The sequence below is a fragment of the Cytobacillus kochii genome (assembly GCF_020171845.1).
In the GTDB taxonomy this organism is placed as follows: Bacteria; Bacillota; Bacilli; order Bacillales; family Cytobacillaceae; genus Cytobacillus; species Cytobacillus kochii.
This window is the reverse complement of record NZ_JAIVAM010000014.1, coordinates 121,602-138,429: the sequence shown is the minus strand read 5'-3', so window position 1 is coordinate 138,429 and position 16,828 is coordinate 121,602. Positions and strand designations below refer to the sequence as shown.

Sequence of the window (16,828 nt, the reverse complement as noted above, 5' to 3'; positions counted from 1 at the left end):
CAGCGTTCGTCCTGAGCCAGGATCAAACTCTCCAATAAAGTGTTTGATTAGCTCATTTGCACCTATGGTGCTTTGTTGCTGATAAATCAGCTTTTTTTAGAATTACGCTTGACGTTTTACGTTCGTTCAGTTTTCAAAGAACAATCTCGTTCGCTTCAGAAGCGACTTTATTAATTTAACATTTAAGCTCGTTTTTGTCAACAACTTTTTTTGTTTTTTTATTAAAAACTTTTTAATAGTTGATGTCACTAACGACTGCTTTAATATAATAACACCATATCTTTTAAAACGTCAATGACTTTTTTTCATTTTTTTATTCTTTTTTTCATTTAACTTATAATGAACATATTCATCTGCTGGAACAACCCTTTTGAATAAGCTTAAAAGAATCTCATACTTCTCTTTCATTGCAACTTTAACAACATCTGCAATTCGCTCATCTTCTAAATCGAACAATATTTCGTCCATCTCTCTCTTTAATAAGTATTCAATTTCTTGTTGCTCTTTTCCATTTAGTAATAACCCGATCAACGATTGTTCCACCCTCTCTTTGACAAGCTATCACTATATTACCCATCCCCACTCTTTTTATAATGATAAATTCATCATGTTTTTAATTTTTTTGCATAGATATAGGACAAGGATGTATTGGGACGAGGTGAATAAGAATGAAATTCTTTTATGTATTTCATGCAAAGAGATTAAAACAATTGACTTTAATTTTGGTAGCAGCATTTTTCACAGCAATGTTTATGTTTATGGAAACAACGATTCATTTACCTGTTTTTTCTACAAAAGACGCACCAAAGGCATTATATAAAGGGGAGAAAGGAGTAGCTCTCACTTTTAATATTGGTTGGGGAGATGAAAAGGCGGAGCCTATTTTAGACTTATTAAAGAAAGAAAAAGTCACTTCTGCTACATTTTTCTTATCAGGCTCATGGGCTGAGAGCCACCCTGATATTGTCGAACGAATTGCTAAATCTGGATATGAAATCGGTATACTTGGTTATAATTACGAAGACTATACAGAGCTAGAAGAAGATAAAATCAGACAAGATTTAGCTAGAGCACAAACCGCGTTTGCTAAGTTAAATATTAAGGATATTAAATATGTGAGGCCTCCAACTGGTCACTTTGATAAAAAGACCTTAGCAGCAGCAAAACAATTAGGCTATACAGTTGTGCATTGGAGTTTAGATTCTAAAGACTGGACAAATCCAGGTACAGATAAAATTATTCAAAAAGTACTCGAAGCTGAAAATGGAGAAATCGTATTGATGCATGCATCTGATTCAGTGAAACAAACATCCAAAGCATTGCCCTCTATTTTAAACGGGTTCAAAAAGGAACAGCTTGAGCTAGTAACCATTTCAGAAATGATGGCCAATGCCAATGCAACGGCAGAAGAAATTAATTAAACAGCAAAAAGTCGCCTGGTTAAACAGACGACTTTTTTGCTTCCAATCTTTCTCTTTGACGGGCAGATTCTGCATTATATTTTGGTAACACGAGTAATTGATAAGCATTACAAATGATTAAAGGTAGAACCATTAACCATAACCAGCTTTCTTCGTTTACTCTTAATACCGGCACCCATTCAATCGTTGTCACGACCACCATAAAGAACAACGCTGGCACAAAAGCATGTTTATTCGTAGTGATTACTTTCAAGGCCGCAATAATTACACCGGCTATTAAAACAAAACCTGCAAGACCTAAATAAGGAAGAATACTATCTCCTGCATCCGCAAAAGCTTTATAACGGAAGTACACTAAATCAAATAGCACAAATAAAACCAACACAATTTGCACAGCATTCCATAATTGATGAGACTTAAAAATACCCAACCCAAAACGATGCACTGTTAAATATGCGAAAAATCCCATTTGGCTAATAATACTAAAAATTAAACCGACACCGAATAACCAAAAAAGAACAGATAGTATTTCCAACCCATCAAAATTGGTAAATAAATGAGAAAATTCATCCCAACGCACGACAAAACCAATAACCCCTGTTGCAAAGCCACCGACAAGTAATGTGGTTATAAAAAATTTGATCCAAGCACGGCTAGTCAATTCCTTTTCCCCCATAACGTTATTATCACTTAATGATTGTACCAAATCTTTACTTGAAAAATCTAGGCAATCCGCAATTTACGCATAATATTGACCGATTTTCTTCATTCTATTAGTACGGGATATTTATTTTAGGAGGCAGTTTAACATGAAAAATAGCCTTTTTATTATTCCATTGCTCCTCATTCTAACCTTAACAGCATGTTCGCAATCAGGTAGTGAGCACATGGACTATGATCAAACAAAGAAAATGATTGTAGATATACTAAAAACGGATGACGGAAAACAAGCATTACAAGACTTAATGGCTGATGAAAAAATAAAACAGCAACTAGTGATGGACCAAAATATGGTGACAGAGACAATCGAGAGTACTCTGACATCTGAAAAAGGCACAGAGTTTTGGAAAAAGTCATTTGAAGACCCAGCGTTTGCTGAAACAATGGCTAAAAGCATGAAATCAGAGAATGAGGAGTTACTCAAGGACTTAATGAAGGATCCAGATTATCAAAAAATGATGATGGACATTCTAAAGGATCCTGAAATGGAGAAAAAATTAACAGAAGTGATGAAAAGCCAAGAATTTAGAGCTCATTTGCAAACAGTCATTACTGAAACCTTTGAAAGCCCGCTCTTTAAGGCAAAATTACAGGACGTTCTTATGAAAGCGGCCGAAGAATCACAATCAGGTAAATCAGGTAAAGAAGGTGGCGGCAGTAGTAGCGAAGGTGGTGGTGGTGAACAAGGCGGTGAAGGAGAAGGCGGCCAAGATAGTGGCGGCCAAGAAGGTTCTGGAGAAGAATAAAAATATAAAAAGCATTTGGACTTAACATCCAAATGCTTTCTTATTATGCTTTTTCAATTACTTGTTGTGCAATTTCTGTATAGATTTTTCCTAAACGATGATCTGCGTCGTAAATAGATGGTGCGAAATCTTCTTCGCTCCAATCAGGCTGTTGCAGTGGTAATTGACCAATTACCTCTGTTCTTAGTTCTTCTGCCAGTTTTTCTCCGCCACCATGACCGAAGACATACTCTTTTTCACCTGTAACTTTACTTTCAAAGAAAGCCATGTTTTCAATTACACCTAAGATTTCATGTTCAGTACGAATAGCCATCGCACCAGCACGAGCGGCAACAAAAGCTGCCGTAGGGTGAGGCGTAGTTACGATGATTTCCTTACATGATGGAAGCATTGTATGAACATCTAGCGCCACATCACCTGTTCCTGGTGGTAAATCTAATAGAAGATAATCAAGATCTCCCCACTCTACTTCATTAAAGAAGCTATTAAGCATTTTACCAAGCATTGGACCTCTCCAAATAATTGGTGCATTATCTTCTACAAAGAAGCCCATAGAAATAACCTTAACACCAAAACGTTCAACAGGAATTATGCGCTCACCTCTTACTACAGGACGCTTCATAATACCCATCATATCAGGGACACTGAACCCATAAATATCTGCATCTACTAGACCGACTTTCTTTCCTTGCCTAGCAAGAGCGACAGCCATATTGACAGATACTGTTGATTTCCCAACGCCGCCTTTGCCACTAGCAATAGCAATAAATTTCGTTTTACTATTCGCTGATAGTAGACCCTTATCTTCTTCAGGCATTGCTTGTCTATGTTTTTCTAGTGTTTCAGCCGGTAGTTCATTAAAACGGATACCCACGGATTCTGCACCCGCTGCTTTAATTCGATTCACAATCTCCGTTTGCAATTGTAATTGTTCAGCTGTTGCAGTCTTGGCGATCAATATTTTCACACTGACGTGAGCCTTCTCCTCTTTTACTTTAATCTCTTCAATCGCTTGAAGTTCCCCGAGTGTTTTATGTAAAAAAGGTTCTTGTAAGCCCTCAATGGCTTCTCTTACTTTTTGTTCAGTAATCATCTATCCTACACCCCTTTAAAATCGTTTCTTCATTAGAATAACTCTAATTGTCATTCTAACACATATTAGAATATCAGTCTTTATACAATGCCTAAAATATCTTAAAGATCTATTTGTATAAATGTTTATATTTTACACGAAGGGGTTTTCAGAAAATAAAAACACGAACAAATCTTTGTCCGCGTTTAATCTTCAATCACAATCTCTTTCTCATTAGAGTAATGGCGCATTATACCATTGTAAATGGAGGCTGCTATTTTATTTTGATAATCGTCACTTTGTAGTAAGGTCCGCTCGTTCTGATTAGATAGGAAGCCTACTTCTACAAGGACACCTGGTTTTTTTGAATGATCAAGAATATAGACATTTTCTAATTCCTTCGCCCGTCTTGTCGTATTTTCTAAGTTAGCGATGAGTTCATCTTGGATAAATTTAGCCGCTCGTGCATTTCCATCTATATGAGAAGCAAAAAAGGTTTGTGCTCCTCTCCATTTAGGAGAAGGGATCGAATTCAAATGTACACTTACGTAAAAATCAGCATCACTATGGTTAATCATATTTAAGCGCTTTTTCAAATCCTCTACTTTTCGCCTGCTATAGCCTTTAGTATCTTCTGCGGCTAAGTCCCTATCACCTTCTCGTGTCATCATCACCACGGCTCCTTGTTCTTGAAGGTAATCACGTAGCTTCAAAGAAACTTCTAGGGCAATATCTTTCTCCAAGACATTTCCATTATCTGCTCCACCATCCGGACCGCCATGACCAGGGTCAAGAAGGATAACCTTTCCGGATAAAGGAAGATTCCAAGCGTTCCAGGAATCATCTTCAGAAAAGTCATATTGCAAAATAAAGAATAAAATAGCCAGTCCAGTTATAAAACCAATTACTTTTAATTTCTTCTTCACCGATTACCACTCCCCGCTCGTCCTCAAAATATATATATGGGACAAGGAGAATGATTAGAACGATTTAATGCAGTCTTAATTTATGCCTTTTTCGACCATTTTCAAACCCTTCCATCCACCAACTATAGATATACTGTTCACAACTGTAGATTAGGGATTCACTATAAGCCCCTTCTTCATTTTGCGCCCAATATAAGAAAAAATGATACAGAGTATTCGTAAAATGCGTAAGATCCCCTTTACATCTATGTTGTACAGTAGTAGCCGTCTCACCACTAGTACCAAAATGACTATAATGTGCGCCTAAAAGATACGCTTCGATCGCCATATCATAGCAAGCTTCCTCTATTCCCGCATGGTTCATTAAACCTGTTAACAAACGAGATGATCCGAATAAGTGCTTGACTTGTTCTTTCAGATCCTTTACTGAGATCTCCTTTAGCACTGATTTTTCATATTTTAACTGCTTCTCTCGCCGCTTATCTTCAAATGTTGTAATAAGTGTCACTTGTTTTCACCTCTATCTCTATTCTTTAACTTCCTGTATAGAGGCATACAAAAAGCAGCGGTGATTTCCGCTGCCAATTTTTCCACTATATTAATGTGCTACTTTTTCTAACTCTTCTCTAATTTCCTTAGAACGTGCAGCAGCATGTTGAACAGCTTCGGAAATCGCTTCTCCGCCGTGATGAGCTTTTAATGCTTCGACACCCGAATGAGTTGTACCATTAGGTGAGGTCACTCTCTCACGTAAAACAATCGGTGCTTCGCCTTTTTCCAGAACCATTTTTGCTGCTCCATATATCGTTTGAGCAATAATTTTCCGTGCTTTTTTGGCCTCTAATCCTTGTTCTACACCCACCTTCTCCATCTCTTCCATTAGATAGTAGAAGTAGGCAGGGCCACTCCCTGCAAGACCTGTGAAAACATCCATCTGCTCTTCTTCAATGATAAATACTTCTCCCATGCAAGCAAGTAAATCTTTCACATCTCTCTCATGTCGCTTCTGTGTATAAGAACCGAGAGACATCGCTGTAGCCGATTCTTGAATCATACTAGATGTATTTGGCATCACCCGAATGACTTGCTGCTCATCATTTAGCTTCTCTTCCATATATGAAGTAGAAATACCTGCTAATACAGAAACAACCACTTGATCGGGTCTGATTTTATCTTTTAAAAAGGCAAGGGCTTCTTCTGCGCCATAAGGTTTCATTGCCATAATAAAATAATCAACCTCTTCATACGGTAAATCCTTTTGTAGCATCGTATGAACACCGTATCTTTCCTTTATTTCTGTCAACCGATCCCCATTGAATTTATTCGTAACATAAATTTGCTGTGCTGGTACCTTCTCCGCATGAATCATTCCTGAAATCATTGACTCCGCCATTGAACCTGCACCAAAAAAAGCCACTGTCTTATTCTCTAACATTTACACAAACACTCCTTAAAAGTTGTGTCTTCGTTTCCGTACTTTTTTCAACGTTATCTATCTTAACATGTCACTATTTAGAATCAAGGGTTAACGATTAAGTCATAAGCATATGAGCGAGATAGTGAAAGAAAGCGTTACCATTCAAATCCTGATGTCCTCTAACCTCGCTCAACGGTCTGTATGCAGGCTCAATCTTGAATATCGTGTTTTCATCTCTGTTGTAAAGTAAGGACAACCATCTGCACATACTTCAATAGTAGCTTCATGTTAAATTATTCTTTTATTTTTGGCGTCACAAAGCCACAAACAATGGAAAAGACGAAGTAAAACGGATGAGGAGAACTACTCAGATTTTATAACGATGATAGGTATAAGCCACATCATCCGAAAAGAACTGCTAAACATTTACGCTTCCACTAAGGAACGTCCAAATCTGTTTTGCGCTACTTATCCCTTTGCTTGTAACCATGTACCCCTTCACATTTTCAAACAGAGTGAATTTCCTAAAATTACCAACATCACAAAAAGATCTGCCCCCCACTCCCTTTAAATTATCGCCACCAACAAACACTGTACCGTAGATTAAATTATCGAAAAAATTTGATGATACATCACCAAAAAAAAGCTTTTCGCCACGATAAGTGACAAAAAGCTCTATATTAATCAACTAATCGACTAGAACGAGATTTCTCCGCTGTCTTCTTTAACCAAGGCGTTAATGGTTTTTTTAGTACAAGCCCTAAGATTAAAGAGGCTACGAAAAAGAGAAATAAGTATAGAAAACTCATCCAGACGACATGAGGGACAATGCCTCCAACCGCTTCTCTCAGAATATTAATCGCATGTGTAAATGGTAAGAATGGATTAATCGCTTGGAAAAATGCTGGTGCAACTTGAATCGGGAAAGTACCGCCTGCACCTGATAATTGCAATACCATGAGTATAATCGCTAACGCCTTACCAATATTGCCAAAGATTGAGACAATCGTATAGACCATTGTCATAAACATCATCGCAATAATGACAGTAAATATCACAAACCAAACCGGGTTTGCTGCGTAAGTTCCAAGAATCAGAAGATCACCAACACTAACAATTAACCCTTGTAGAAAGCCAACGATTAAAAAGAGTACAAGCCTGCCAAGGTAAACATGACGAATAGAATACTCCTCTTTCATATCTTTTGGGTGGACATCTGTTTTTAATAAGTTCGCTAATAACAGTGCACCTACCCATAAACATAACACGGTATAAAAGGGTGTATTCGCTGAACCGTAATTCGGGATTGGATATAATTGATCCTCAACAAGCTTTACCGGCTCTTTAAAGAATTCACTTTCTTTTTGAATATCATTTTTTAATAACGCAATGATTTCTCCCAAATCATTATTTGCCTTAAAATCTCGAATATCATCGGCTGCTTTATGGACCGAATCCTCAAGCGCAGGAAGATTCCCTTGAATGAACGCGGTAACTTCAGAAAGTCCTTTTTCCACCTCAGGAAGGTTTTCATTCACTAAGCCCGCTATTCGCGAGAATTCTGACTCAATTTTAGGGAGGTCATTACGGACAAAATTACTTGCTTGATGAACTTTTTCTTCCACACCTGGGAGGTCATTTCGTATAAAGTCGCTTGCCTTATGAACGGCATCAACTGCTTTGGGTAAATCCGTCTCAATTTTTGCAACGATTTCACCTATTTTCTCCTCGATTGCCGGTAAGTCAGCAATGATTTGATTGAGCTGTGCTTCACCTGTCTCAGCAATTCCTTCTGCATTTGTTAGCACTTCTTCTATATTCGGCATGTCTTGTTGAATTTTCTCTAAATCGCCCGCAGCTTTTTGTGCTGTCTCATTCAATTGTTGCATGCCATTTAAGATCTCTTGCTTTCCACCATTGTTCATAAAACCAACAAGTCTACCCGCTTGAGCGGCGGTATCTTGAGCCTGTTTCCTAAGTACTTGGATTTGCTCTTTTGATAACTCACCTGAGCCCGCTTGTGCTAGGGAATCATTAAGTGCTGTTAACTGCTGTGATAATTGTGTTAATGAATCAATCACAGTTGTAAATTGACCGTTTTGATTTAACGCCGTAAACATATCAATCGCATGATTAACTGATGTAATATTTGTCTGCAATTGTTGCTGTAAATCTTTAATCGATTGATTGACCGAATTGTTCATTTGGTCATTTTCGAGTTGTTTAAGTACTTGGTCAATGGAATTGGCCGTATTTTCAATGATAACTGCATTTTGAGTAATAACATCTAATATGGGCTCAATTGCCCCTTCATTTGCTGATAAAAAGCTATTTAGACTTTTAACATATTCTTCAGCACCAGCTGCCATTTGATTGGCCTTCGGTAAAGCTTCCTGCACACGATCAATCACCTCTTGTGCTGTTTGCACACCTTTCAACGCTCGATTTAACTGATCTGATACTTCTCCAAACTGCTGACTTGCTTCTGATAATCGCTCTGCTGCCTCTTCAATTTCTGGTAACCGCTCTTCTAATGTCAATACTTGATCACCTAATTGATTGATGAGCGGAAGCTTTTCTTCTAATGTGAGTATTTGCTGTGCCCCTTGATTTAATTCAGGAAATTTCTCTTCCAAGGCAATTACTTTTGTGATCGTTTCCTTCATTTCTGGCCAGTCTTCATTTAACGTGACAATCTTTTCACCTAGTTCATTCAACTCCGGAAATCGTTCTTCTAATGCAAATATATTATTCTCCACTTTAAGAATGGTCGGTAGTTCTTCCTCTAACTTAATACCGATATTGTTAAATTCCGTGAATAGGGCTTTTGATGCTTCAGCTAAGAAATTCTCACTGATCTGTTCAACTAATGCGGAAGCGCCTGCAGATGTCATCTTTGGTGCAATCGCATTTAATTTTTCATTTACCTCATACCTGACTTCCGGTGCCTCTGGTTCACCATCCACCACACTTGTTAATTGTTTCGAAAAATCCTCGTCAATATAGACCGCAGCATAATAATCACCATCTCTTACGCCTTCTTCAGCTACCTGCCTATTCACAAAGGTCCAACCCATTTGATCATTATCTTTTAATTGATCAACGAGCTCTTGGCCTATATTCATTTCTTTCCCTTCAAGCTCTGTGCCACTATCTTCATTGACAATTGCTACCTTAATTTGACTCGTCTCGCTATATGGATCCCACGATGCAGCAATATTAAACCATGCATACAATGACGGCAAAAAGGCTAATCCGATTAGTAGTAACGCAACTAACGGTACCCTGCGTAAATTCCTAAAATCCTGCCTGACAATGCTGAAAATCTGCTTCAATCTTCCACCTTCCTTATTCATGATGGGCCTTCTAATAACAGAAAACCCCAATTCAATACCTATAAGAATACAACATCCTTTTGGAAGTTTCCATTTAAAAGTCACTGGAAATTTAAAATTAAAAATTAATGGTTGCTTATCGAGAAAACGTCGCTTTAAAAAGGGGCAATAATCGGTACATTGTAAATATTATTAAAGGAAGAAAAGCATATAAAGACTTTTTACCAACGCCAGATGATAAGCATATGACATTTAAGAAACCACTCCTAACAAATTAATGATACGATTGAAATTGGATTTAAAAATAGAGAGTGGGTTTCTTTTTGTAAATGTCACATCAATCAGTGGTTGGGATAATGATATCCGATGTATTCGAATGATTAGGGTTCTTTACCTTCTATTAGTTTGGATTATTTTATATGGTTTTTATACTCATTTTAAAAGAATAATGGAATTAACCCTATTATATTATCCAATGTTGCATGCTACAGCAGAAAAATATACACAAGTCATACCCTTGCCCTATAATTATCACTTGCTTTGGACTCTGTTAAGCCACGGAATCCTTCGGCTCATATTTTAAAAAATATATTCAAGGAATAAAGTAAAAGTGGAACTGAATGGACTATATCTATCTAAACGCTTATTCGAAAAGTATGCCAATGTAATACAGGCATTTTGGGGAATCTATTTAAAATGAGGCGGGTGGATAGGTCATATCTCGTGGCAATTTACCGGTAAATCGCGCTTAACCGCCTTATATTTGGGCTAAGGCGGTTAATTTTTATATCCCATTCTTTATTAAATACTTAATGGGATAAATCTTTCTTTATTCTTCATCTTTTACTTTATTAAATATTGCTTCTGGAATCATTTCAAAACCTTCTATCACTGTGTTTTCTTCCACTTCAATCATTAGACAAAGCTTGCCATCCACATGCATTTGACGGACATAGCGCAAATCCTGCGGGCAAACAGAAATATCTGCTACTTTTGTTTTAATTTTAATTGACTTAGACGTATACTTCGGCACAATACTGGTTGCTTTCAGCTCATAATTTTCATCGTCAATTACCTTTTTGAAAGCTGATTCTACCTTTTGGCGATCGACATCCTGCACACCGCTAGTCGTTAGAACCTTCTCCACATCGCGATAGTCCAGTTTCGGGGCATCAGGCTCTTCATTCTCTTCCACCACTCGTTGGATTTCATCGAATACATTGGCAAGTATCGACGTATTAATCTGGTTGCCTGCAACATCCTTTACAATTTCCTCAAACACTATCTTATCGTCTTGTGCTGTCATAGCTTCTTCAGCATTTAATACTTCTTCAATGAAATGATAATCCAGCTCATAGGCTTTTCCTGCTGAATAGAGTACATGATTCACATCTGCAGCATGATCAGTAAAGCTAGGAAATAGAAATCCGCCAACTGGTACTTTCAAATTGATAACAGGATCTACGACAAAGTGATACTTGAATTCTTTCTCCACATAGTCAAACAGTAGCTCCTTTTTGGGATCTATCGTCTTGTTAATACTGCATAAGATAAAAGGATTGGCATAAACCGCATCTCGGCTGCTTTCTTCGGTCTCTTCGTTGCTCCGCTTCGTAGGCTTTAAATATTCACCATGTATAAACGTAACGACAATATCCATTTCGTACTGTTTATCCTTCAACATCTTTTCCACAAGATCCAACATATGCTCTTTCCATTCATCCGTATCATTTGTAAGTATCGCTTGATGAAGTATCAGTTGGCTACTATTCTCTATATTTCGCTGGAATTTCAATTCAAACAACTTCTGATCCAACTGGCCTGTCAGTACTTTTTTAAAGTTGGTTAAGAAAAGGTCCTGCTGTTCTTGTTCAAGCATTTCAAATGGCGTGCTTTGATGGTGATAAACTTCACTAGATTCTTTCATTATATAAACATTAAAAATATCTTTAATCTTTAATAAATCATTATTCATCTTAAATTGTTTTTTAAAGTCAGCTATATCTTTTTTATTCAAAAATGGATTCTCCCTTAATTCATTATGCAAACCATGGATCAATCAACTGAATTTTATCTTTTCATTTTAACATAATTAAATGGGCTAATGGATGACTTAACTCCATAGATTGTTTCCAAACGAATATCAATTAAAATTAGTTTGTGAAAATATGCACAAGTGGTTATACTAGAACTATAAACCGATTGTGAAGCATTGAACATGATGAAGAATTAAAAAGTGGTCCATGAGGAAAATAGCCGAACAAGCTTGTAATAGAAGAACCTACTTTTCTTGCCACTTTTAATGTTTATCTATATATTTGACCGACGCCATATGCGCCTGAGATAGTATGATAATTTCTTTAATCAATTCTTCTTTTGATATCTGAAAGCCTGTATTAATCCAATTGGCTAATAAACCGTAAAATCCATATGCTGTGTAGCGCTTAAAGTAATCCATATTAACCGGGAGATCATTAATTGTTTTAAATTCAAACTTCTCCTGATATATCGTAAGTATTGTTTGTGGAAACCTCGTATGCAGTTCGGGAATGGTGTCGACGTAGTTGATTAAATCATAAAATTCTCGATTGTTATAAATGGATGAGATAATATGAAAATACCTATTATCCAATAGGTTTGTACTAACCTCTCTCTTAAGTTTAAACGGCCTCTCAAAAGATTCCTCTAACGCCGCTAGATTGGTGGACAAGAGGTCATCGGCTAATTCAAATTTATCTTTATAGTGAACATAGAACGTACTTCGATTATACTTTGCATACTGCACGATATCTTTGACAGAAACAGAATGGAAGCCCTTTTCTTTCGTTAAGGCAATCAGAGCCTGTTGAAGGTGCATCTTCGTCCGATCTCTTCTTGGGGTAGACCAATTGTTTTGCATTCGCTCCTTCTCCTTATGCAACAAAATTTTGCTGGTTTATAGACAATTATACCTAATATGTCTAATGAATACACAATTACAATTTTATTGCTGATTGAACCTATTCATCATCGTATTATAATTTATTTGTAAACACTTTCAATTAAGTGTATTGACACATTCATTATAATAGGGGGAAGAAACATGAGCAAACTACAAGATAAAGTAGCTGTTATTACTGGGGGAGTATCTGGTATCGGTGCTGCAACTGCAAAATTATTTGCTTCAGAAGGGGCAAAATTAGTCCTTGTTGATATGAACGAAGAAAAAGGTGCTAGTTTTGTAGCTGAATTAAAATCACAAGGTGCAGAAGCGGTTTTCCTTAAAGCTGATGTAACAAGTGAAGTAGAAGTTAAAAATATCTTTACTACAGCATTAGATACTTTCGGTAAAGTAGATATTTTATTTAATAATGCGGGAATTGGCGCGGTAAAACCAACTGAAGAGTTAAGCTATGCAGAGTGGAGAAAAACAGTAGAAGTGGACTTAGATGGGGTATTCTTAGTTGCACAAGCTGCTATTAAAGAATTCTTAAAAACAGGAAGCGGTGTGATTGTCAATACAGCTTCTATGTATGGTTGGGTTGGCTCACCTGGAAGTGCGGCATATAACGCTGCCAAAGCAGGTGTCGTGAACTTAACTCGTTCGCTTGGCTTAGAGTATGCAGCACGAAATATCCGTGTAAATGCACTTTGCCCAGGGTTTATCGATACACCAATTCTTGGAGAAACAGATAGACAAGGTTTAACTGCTGCTACACCAATGAATCGTTTAGGTAAACCAGAAGAAATGGCAAAAGCAGTATTATTTATGGCTAGCGATGATTCTTCTTTCATGACTGGTAACAGCTTAATCATTGATGGTGGATACACAGCACAATAATTATAAATAAAGTAAGGAACCCATTTTGACTTATGGTCAGAATGGGTTCTTTTAAGATGATGCCGTGACAGAAATAGCCATATTTTAAGCAGTCATCTACTTTAAAACAGCTATGAACAATCAATTTTACCTAGGCTTGTTTATTCCCAATAACATTTTTTTATCTCAATTCGCTTGAGTCAATGTTTCAAGCACAATCTCGGTTGCTTCTCCAATCAATTGATCATCATATTCGGCTTCTTTTTCCTGCTTATTCGACAATATGGCAATCACAATTGGTTCATCATTAGGTGGCCATACAATCGCGATATCATTCCTTGTGCCATATGATGCGGCACCACTTTTATCACCAACAATCCAATCTGTCGGTACTCCTGATTTAATTAAGGTATCACCAGTTGTATTTCCTTTGAACCACTCCTGAAAAATTTCTCTTTTTTCTTCCGATAATTCATCCGTTAATCCAAGCATTCTTAAATTTGTCGCCAATGCTTTAGGGGTACTAGTATCTCTCGTATCCCCAGGAGTGGCTTCATTTAATTCTGTCTCCAACCGGTCCATCTCTGTCACATCATCACCGATTGCTCTTAGTGCTTCTTGAAGCTGAGTTGGTCCACCTAATTCTGCAAACAATAAATTTCCCGCTGTATTATCGCTATACTGCATAGCTGCTTTCGCAATCTCCCTTAATGTCATTCCTTCATCGACATATTTTTCTGTAATCGGTGAATAGGTAACAAGGTCTTCTTTTGTGTACATTCTTTTTTCATCTAAGATTGATATCGGGTTTTCCTTTAATAAAACGGCACCCGCTAACGCCTTAAATGTCGAGGCATACGCAAACCGTTCGTCTTCTTGATAGGCAACCGTTTCTTCATTACCCGTATCAATAGCGTATACTCCTAATTTAGCACCATACTTTTCTTCTAACTGAGCAAACTTGCCAGACGACACATCCTCTGCCTTCACTTCCCCACCATTCACTTCATTTTCTTTAGAACAACCGACGAGTAATAACATAGCTACAAATAAACCAACAATCATTTTTTTCATCTATAAACCACTCCCTAAAATTTAATATCAGATTACATTTGTAGTCTGATTACATCTGTAGTACAATATTACATATGTAATCGTAATTGTCAAACTTTTTTTATAAAAAAGGAGGTGGGCGAGATCTTTATAAGCTTCTTTCTCAACGGGTTGATCATTTCCACTTTTTCAATCCTTACCATCCTACTTATACGTAATTGGATGAAAAACCAAATGAAAGCACAATCACTTAACCACTTGTGGATATTGCTTTTCCTAACACTGCTCATTCCTTTATGCCCTATGCCATTACCTTCTTTGTTTTCCGCACAACCGCAAATACCGGAATTACAAAAGGAAGGGACAACTTTAGCAAGTGAAGAAAACCAAGGTGTAATGACAAACGAATTTATTAAAGATTTCTCTGTTTCGGTTCAAAGGATTGATTTTTCTTTCTTAAATGTACCACTCATGATTCTATGGCTACTCGGCGTGTTTGTGTTACTATCTTTACTTTTGATTAGCTTTTTCGCACTTAAAAGGTTAAAGGCTCAAACACTACCAGTTGAAGACCCAAATATTGAAGCTCTTTTTCTATCATGCAAAAAAAGAATAGGGATTAAAAGGACTATCGATGTCCGCTATTCAACCGAGACTCACTCACCACTCATTTTTGGCCTTTTTCATAGTGTCGTTGTCATCCCCAAAAAAGAGCAAAGCTGGTTAACCATGACGGACTATGAAAATATCTTTTTACATGAGTTAAGTCATTATAAAAATAAAGATTTACTTACAAACTATGTGATGATTTTCTTCCAGGTCATATACTGGTTCAACCCGCTCATCTGGATTGCCTCAAAAAGAATGAAAGCCGATAGAGAAATGGCTTGTGATGAGGCAGTTTTACAGTTACTCTATCATGACAAAGCTGTCGTTGGTTATGGGCATACAATGATTAATTTCGCATCTACAATACAAAGGAAGCTGCCACTAATCGCAGAATTCACGAGTGGCAAACGACAAATGAAAGAACGAATCGAGCGTATTGCTGCTTTTCGTACAAAAAAAGCATACTCAATTAAAAAAACAGTATGCTTCTATGCTTTAACTCTCTTTATCTTAATTGCTCAGCTACCTTTCGTATCTGCACTCGAAATCGGAGCAGAAGAGACATATGACTTTCAAAACGAGAGCATCATCGAGCGAAATCTCTCACCCTTCTTTCAAGGATTTGAAGGAAGTTTCGTCCTTTATGATGAAGCGAAAAATCAATACGTCCTTCATAACCACGAGAATAGTATGAAGCGGATCTCACCTGATTCTACTTATAAAATCTATAGTGCTTTATTTGCATTAGATGCAGGGTACATTACGGAGGAAGCTTCCACCCTTTCATGGGATGGCAGAAACCAACCTTTTGCGGCTTGGAATCAAGATCACAACTTAACTTCTGCTCTACAAAACTCAGTTAATTGGTATTTCCAACGCTTAGATACGATGGCTGGTGAGGAAGCGTTACAAACAAATCTTCAACGTATACATTATGGCAATGCCGATACTTCGGGAGGCGCAAAGGACTTTTGGAATGAATCGTCCTTGAAGATTTCACCAGTTGAACAAGTCGAGCTCTTGCAATCTTTTTATCATCATCAATTAGGGTTTAAAAAGGAGCATACAGCCAAGGTACAAGATGCACTATTAATTGAAAGCCACACAGGTTACCGCTTATATGGAAAAACAGGCACAGGAACCATTAATGGTCTAAACAAAAACGGTTGGTTTATAGGTTACGTCGATACAAAGCAAACTACCTACTTCTTTGCCACAAATATTCAAGACGAAGGAGAACCAGATGGGCAAAAGGCAATACAAATCACGAAAGATATCTTGAAAGAATTAGGGATTTACGAAAGCAAGGAGGCACAATAATGGGGGAAACATTACCGAATATCTCAGAATCCGAATGGGCCATCATGAATGTCCTTTGGGATCACTCACCGCGAACAGCTAACGATATCATCCAATCATTACAAAAGCACACTGATTGGAAACCAAAGACCATCAGAACACTGCTTGACCGTCTCGTCCAAAAGTCCGTCGTAGCTGTCGACAAGAGCCAAAAAGTGTACACCTTTTCCCCACTCTACTCCCAAGAAGAGTGCCAAAAGGCAGAAACACAATCATTCATCCAACGCATCTACGGCGGCACACTCAAATCCATGCTCGTCCACTTTATCCAAGATGAAAAACTATCAGACAAAGACATCAAGGAACTGCGTTCGATATTGAATGAGAAGCCTGAAGGGAAGGAATAGGGAAGGATGAAGACACTAGAAACC

The 16,828-nt window shown here is 37.4% G+C and carries 15 protein-coding genes; 5 read left to right on the top strand and 10 right to left on the bottom strand.

Going from position 1 to position 16,828, the window contains the following annotated elements:
• Positions 1 to 291: 291 nt before the first annotated feature.
• Positions 292 to 531 (bottom strand): hypothetical protein, encoded by a 240-nt coding sequence (locus LCM23_RS21690; protein WP_224938750.1) that lies wholly within the window; start codon positions 529 to 531, stop codon positions 292 to 294.
• 137 nt (positions 532 to 668) lie between these two features.
• On the opposite strand from LCM23_RS21690, the gene pdaB reads away from it, so the two are divergent.
• Positions 669 to 1,421 carry a polysaccharide deacetylase family sporulation protein PdaB gene (gene pdaB / locus LCM23_RS21685; RefSeq protein ID WP_224938749.1) on the top strand — a complete coding sequence of 251 codons (753 nt, stop codon included), beginning with the start codon at positions 669 to 671 and terminating at the stop codon, positions 1,419 to 1,421.
• Positions 1,422 to 1,440: 19 nt separating this feature from the next.
• On the opposite strand, the gene LCM23_RS21680 is transcribed toward pdaB, so the two are convergent.
• Entirely contained in the window at positions 1,441 to 2,082 is a 642-nt protein-coding gene (locus LCM23_RS21680; protein WP_224938748.1) for a KinB-signaling pathway activation protein, read from the bottom strand.
• Positions 2,083 to 2,230: 148 nt separating this feature from the next.
• Here LCM23_RS21680 and gerD point away from each other — a divergent pair, with 148 nt between their 5' ends.
• Positions 2,231 to 2,887: a spore germination lipoprotein GerD gene (gene gerD / locus LCM23_RS21675; protein ID WP_224938747.1), complete on the top strand. Its 657-nt coding sequence runs from the start codon at positions 2,231 to 2,233 to the stop codon at positions 2,885 to 2,887.
• Between the two features lie 43 nt (positions 2,888 to 2,930).
• Here gerD and LCM23_RS21670 read toward each other — a convergent pair whose 3' ends face one another.
• The 7 genes from LCM23_RS21670 to LCM23_RS21640 form a co-directional block, all read right to left on the bottom strand.
• A complete protein-coding gene (locus tag LCM23_RS21670) occupies positions 2,931 to 3,980 on the bottom strand; it encodes an Mrp/NBP35 family ATP-binding protein (RefSeq protein ID WP_224938746.1) in 1,050 nt (349 codons plus the stop codon).
• A gap of 185 nt (positions 3,981 to 4,165) precedes the next feature.
• Positions 4,166 to 4,885: an N-acetylmuramoyl-L-alanine amidase CwlD gene (gene cwlD / locus LCM23_RS21665; protein ID WP_224938745.1), complete on the bottom strand. Its 720-nt coding sequence runs from the start codon at positions 4,883 to 4,885 to the stop codon at positions 4,166 to 4,168.
• A gap of 64 nt (positions 4,886 to 4,949) precedes the next feature.
• On the bottom strand, positions 4,950 to 5,393 hold the full coding sequence (locus tag LCM23_RS21660; RefSeq protein ID WP_224938744.1) for a DUF2521 family protein: 444 nt from the start codon (positions 5,391 to 5,393) through the stop codon (positions 4,950 to 4,952).
• A 90-nt stretch (positions 5,394 to 5,483) separates the two neighbouring features.
• Complete coding sequence (proC, locus tag LCM23_RS21655) at positions 5,484 to 6,320, bottom strand: pyrroline-5-carboxylate reductase (protein WP_095371082.1); 837 nt, start codon at positions 6,318 to 6,320, stop codon at positions 5,484 to 5,486.
• A gap of 662 nt (positions 6,321 to 6,982) precedes the next feature.
• Positions 6,983 to 9,658, bottom strand: coding sequence for a YhgE/Pip domain-containing protein (locus tag LCM23_RS21650; protein ID WP_224938743.1), 2,676 nt, complete (start codon positions 9,656 to 9,658; stop codon positions 6,983 to 6,985).
• Positions 9,659 to 10,466: 808 nt separating this feature from the next.
• Positions 10,467 to 11,654, bottom strand: coding sequence for a DUF4317 domain-containing protein (locus LCM23_RS21645; RefSeq protein ID WP_224938742.1), 1,188 nt, complete (start codon positions 11,652 to 11,654; stop codon positions 10,467 to 10,469).
• Between the two features lie 282 nt (positions 11,655 to 11,936).
• Positions 11,937 to 12,536, bottom strand: a complete 600-nt coding sequence (locus LCM23_RS21640) for a TetR/AcrR family transcriptional regulator (RefSeq protein WP_095371086.1) — start codon at positions 12,534 to 12,536, stop codon at positions 11,937 to 11,939.
• 183 nt (positions 12,537 to 12,719) lie between these two features.
• Between LCM23_RS21640 and LCM23_RS21635 the strand changes: the two genes are divergently transcribed.
• Positions 12,720 to 13,457 carry an SDR family NAD(P)-dependent oxidoreductase gene (locus LCM23_RS21635; RefSeq protein WP_224938741.1) on the top strand — a complete coding sequence of 246 codons (738 nt, stop codon included), beginning with the start codon at positions 12,720 to 12,722 and terminating at the stop codon, positions 13,455 to 13,457.
• A 165-nt stretch (positions 13,458 to 13,622) separates the two neighbouring features.
• Here LCM23_RS21635 and bla read toward each other — a convergent pair whose 3' ends face one another.
• Positions 13,623 to 14,510: a class A beta-lactamase gene (gene bla, locus LCM23_RS21630; RefSeq protein ID WP_224938740.1), complete on the bottom strand. Its 888-nt coding sequence runs from the start codon at positions 14,508 to 14,510 to the stop codon at positions 13,623 to 13,625.
• Positions 14,511 to 14,624: 114 nt separating this feature from the next.
• Here bla and LCM23_RS21625 point away from each other — a divergent pair, with 114 nt between their 5' ends.
• Entirely contained in the window at positions 14,625 to 16,418 is a 1,794-nt protein-coding gene (locus tag LCM23_RS21625) for a BlaR1 family beta-lactam sensor/signal transducer (protein ID WP_224938739.1), read from the top strand.
• Positions 16,418 to 16,804, top strand: a complete 387-nt coding sequence (gene blaI / locus LCM23_RS21620) for a penicillinase repressor BlaI (RefSeq protein ID WP_224938738.1) — start codon at positions 16,418 to 16,420, stop codon at positions 16,802 to 16,804. Before LCM23_RS21625 ends, blaI begins: the two co-directional genes overlap by 1 nt.
• Positions 16,805 to 16,828 lie beyond the last annotated feature (24 nt).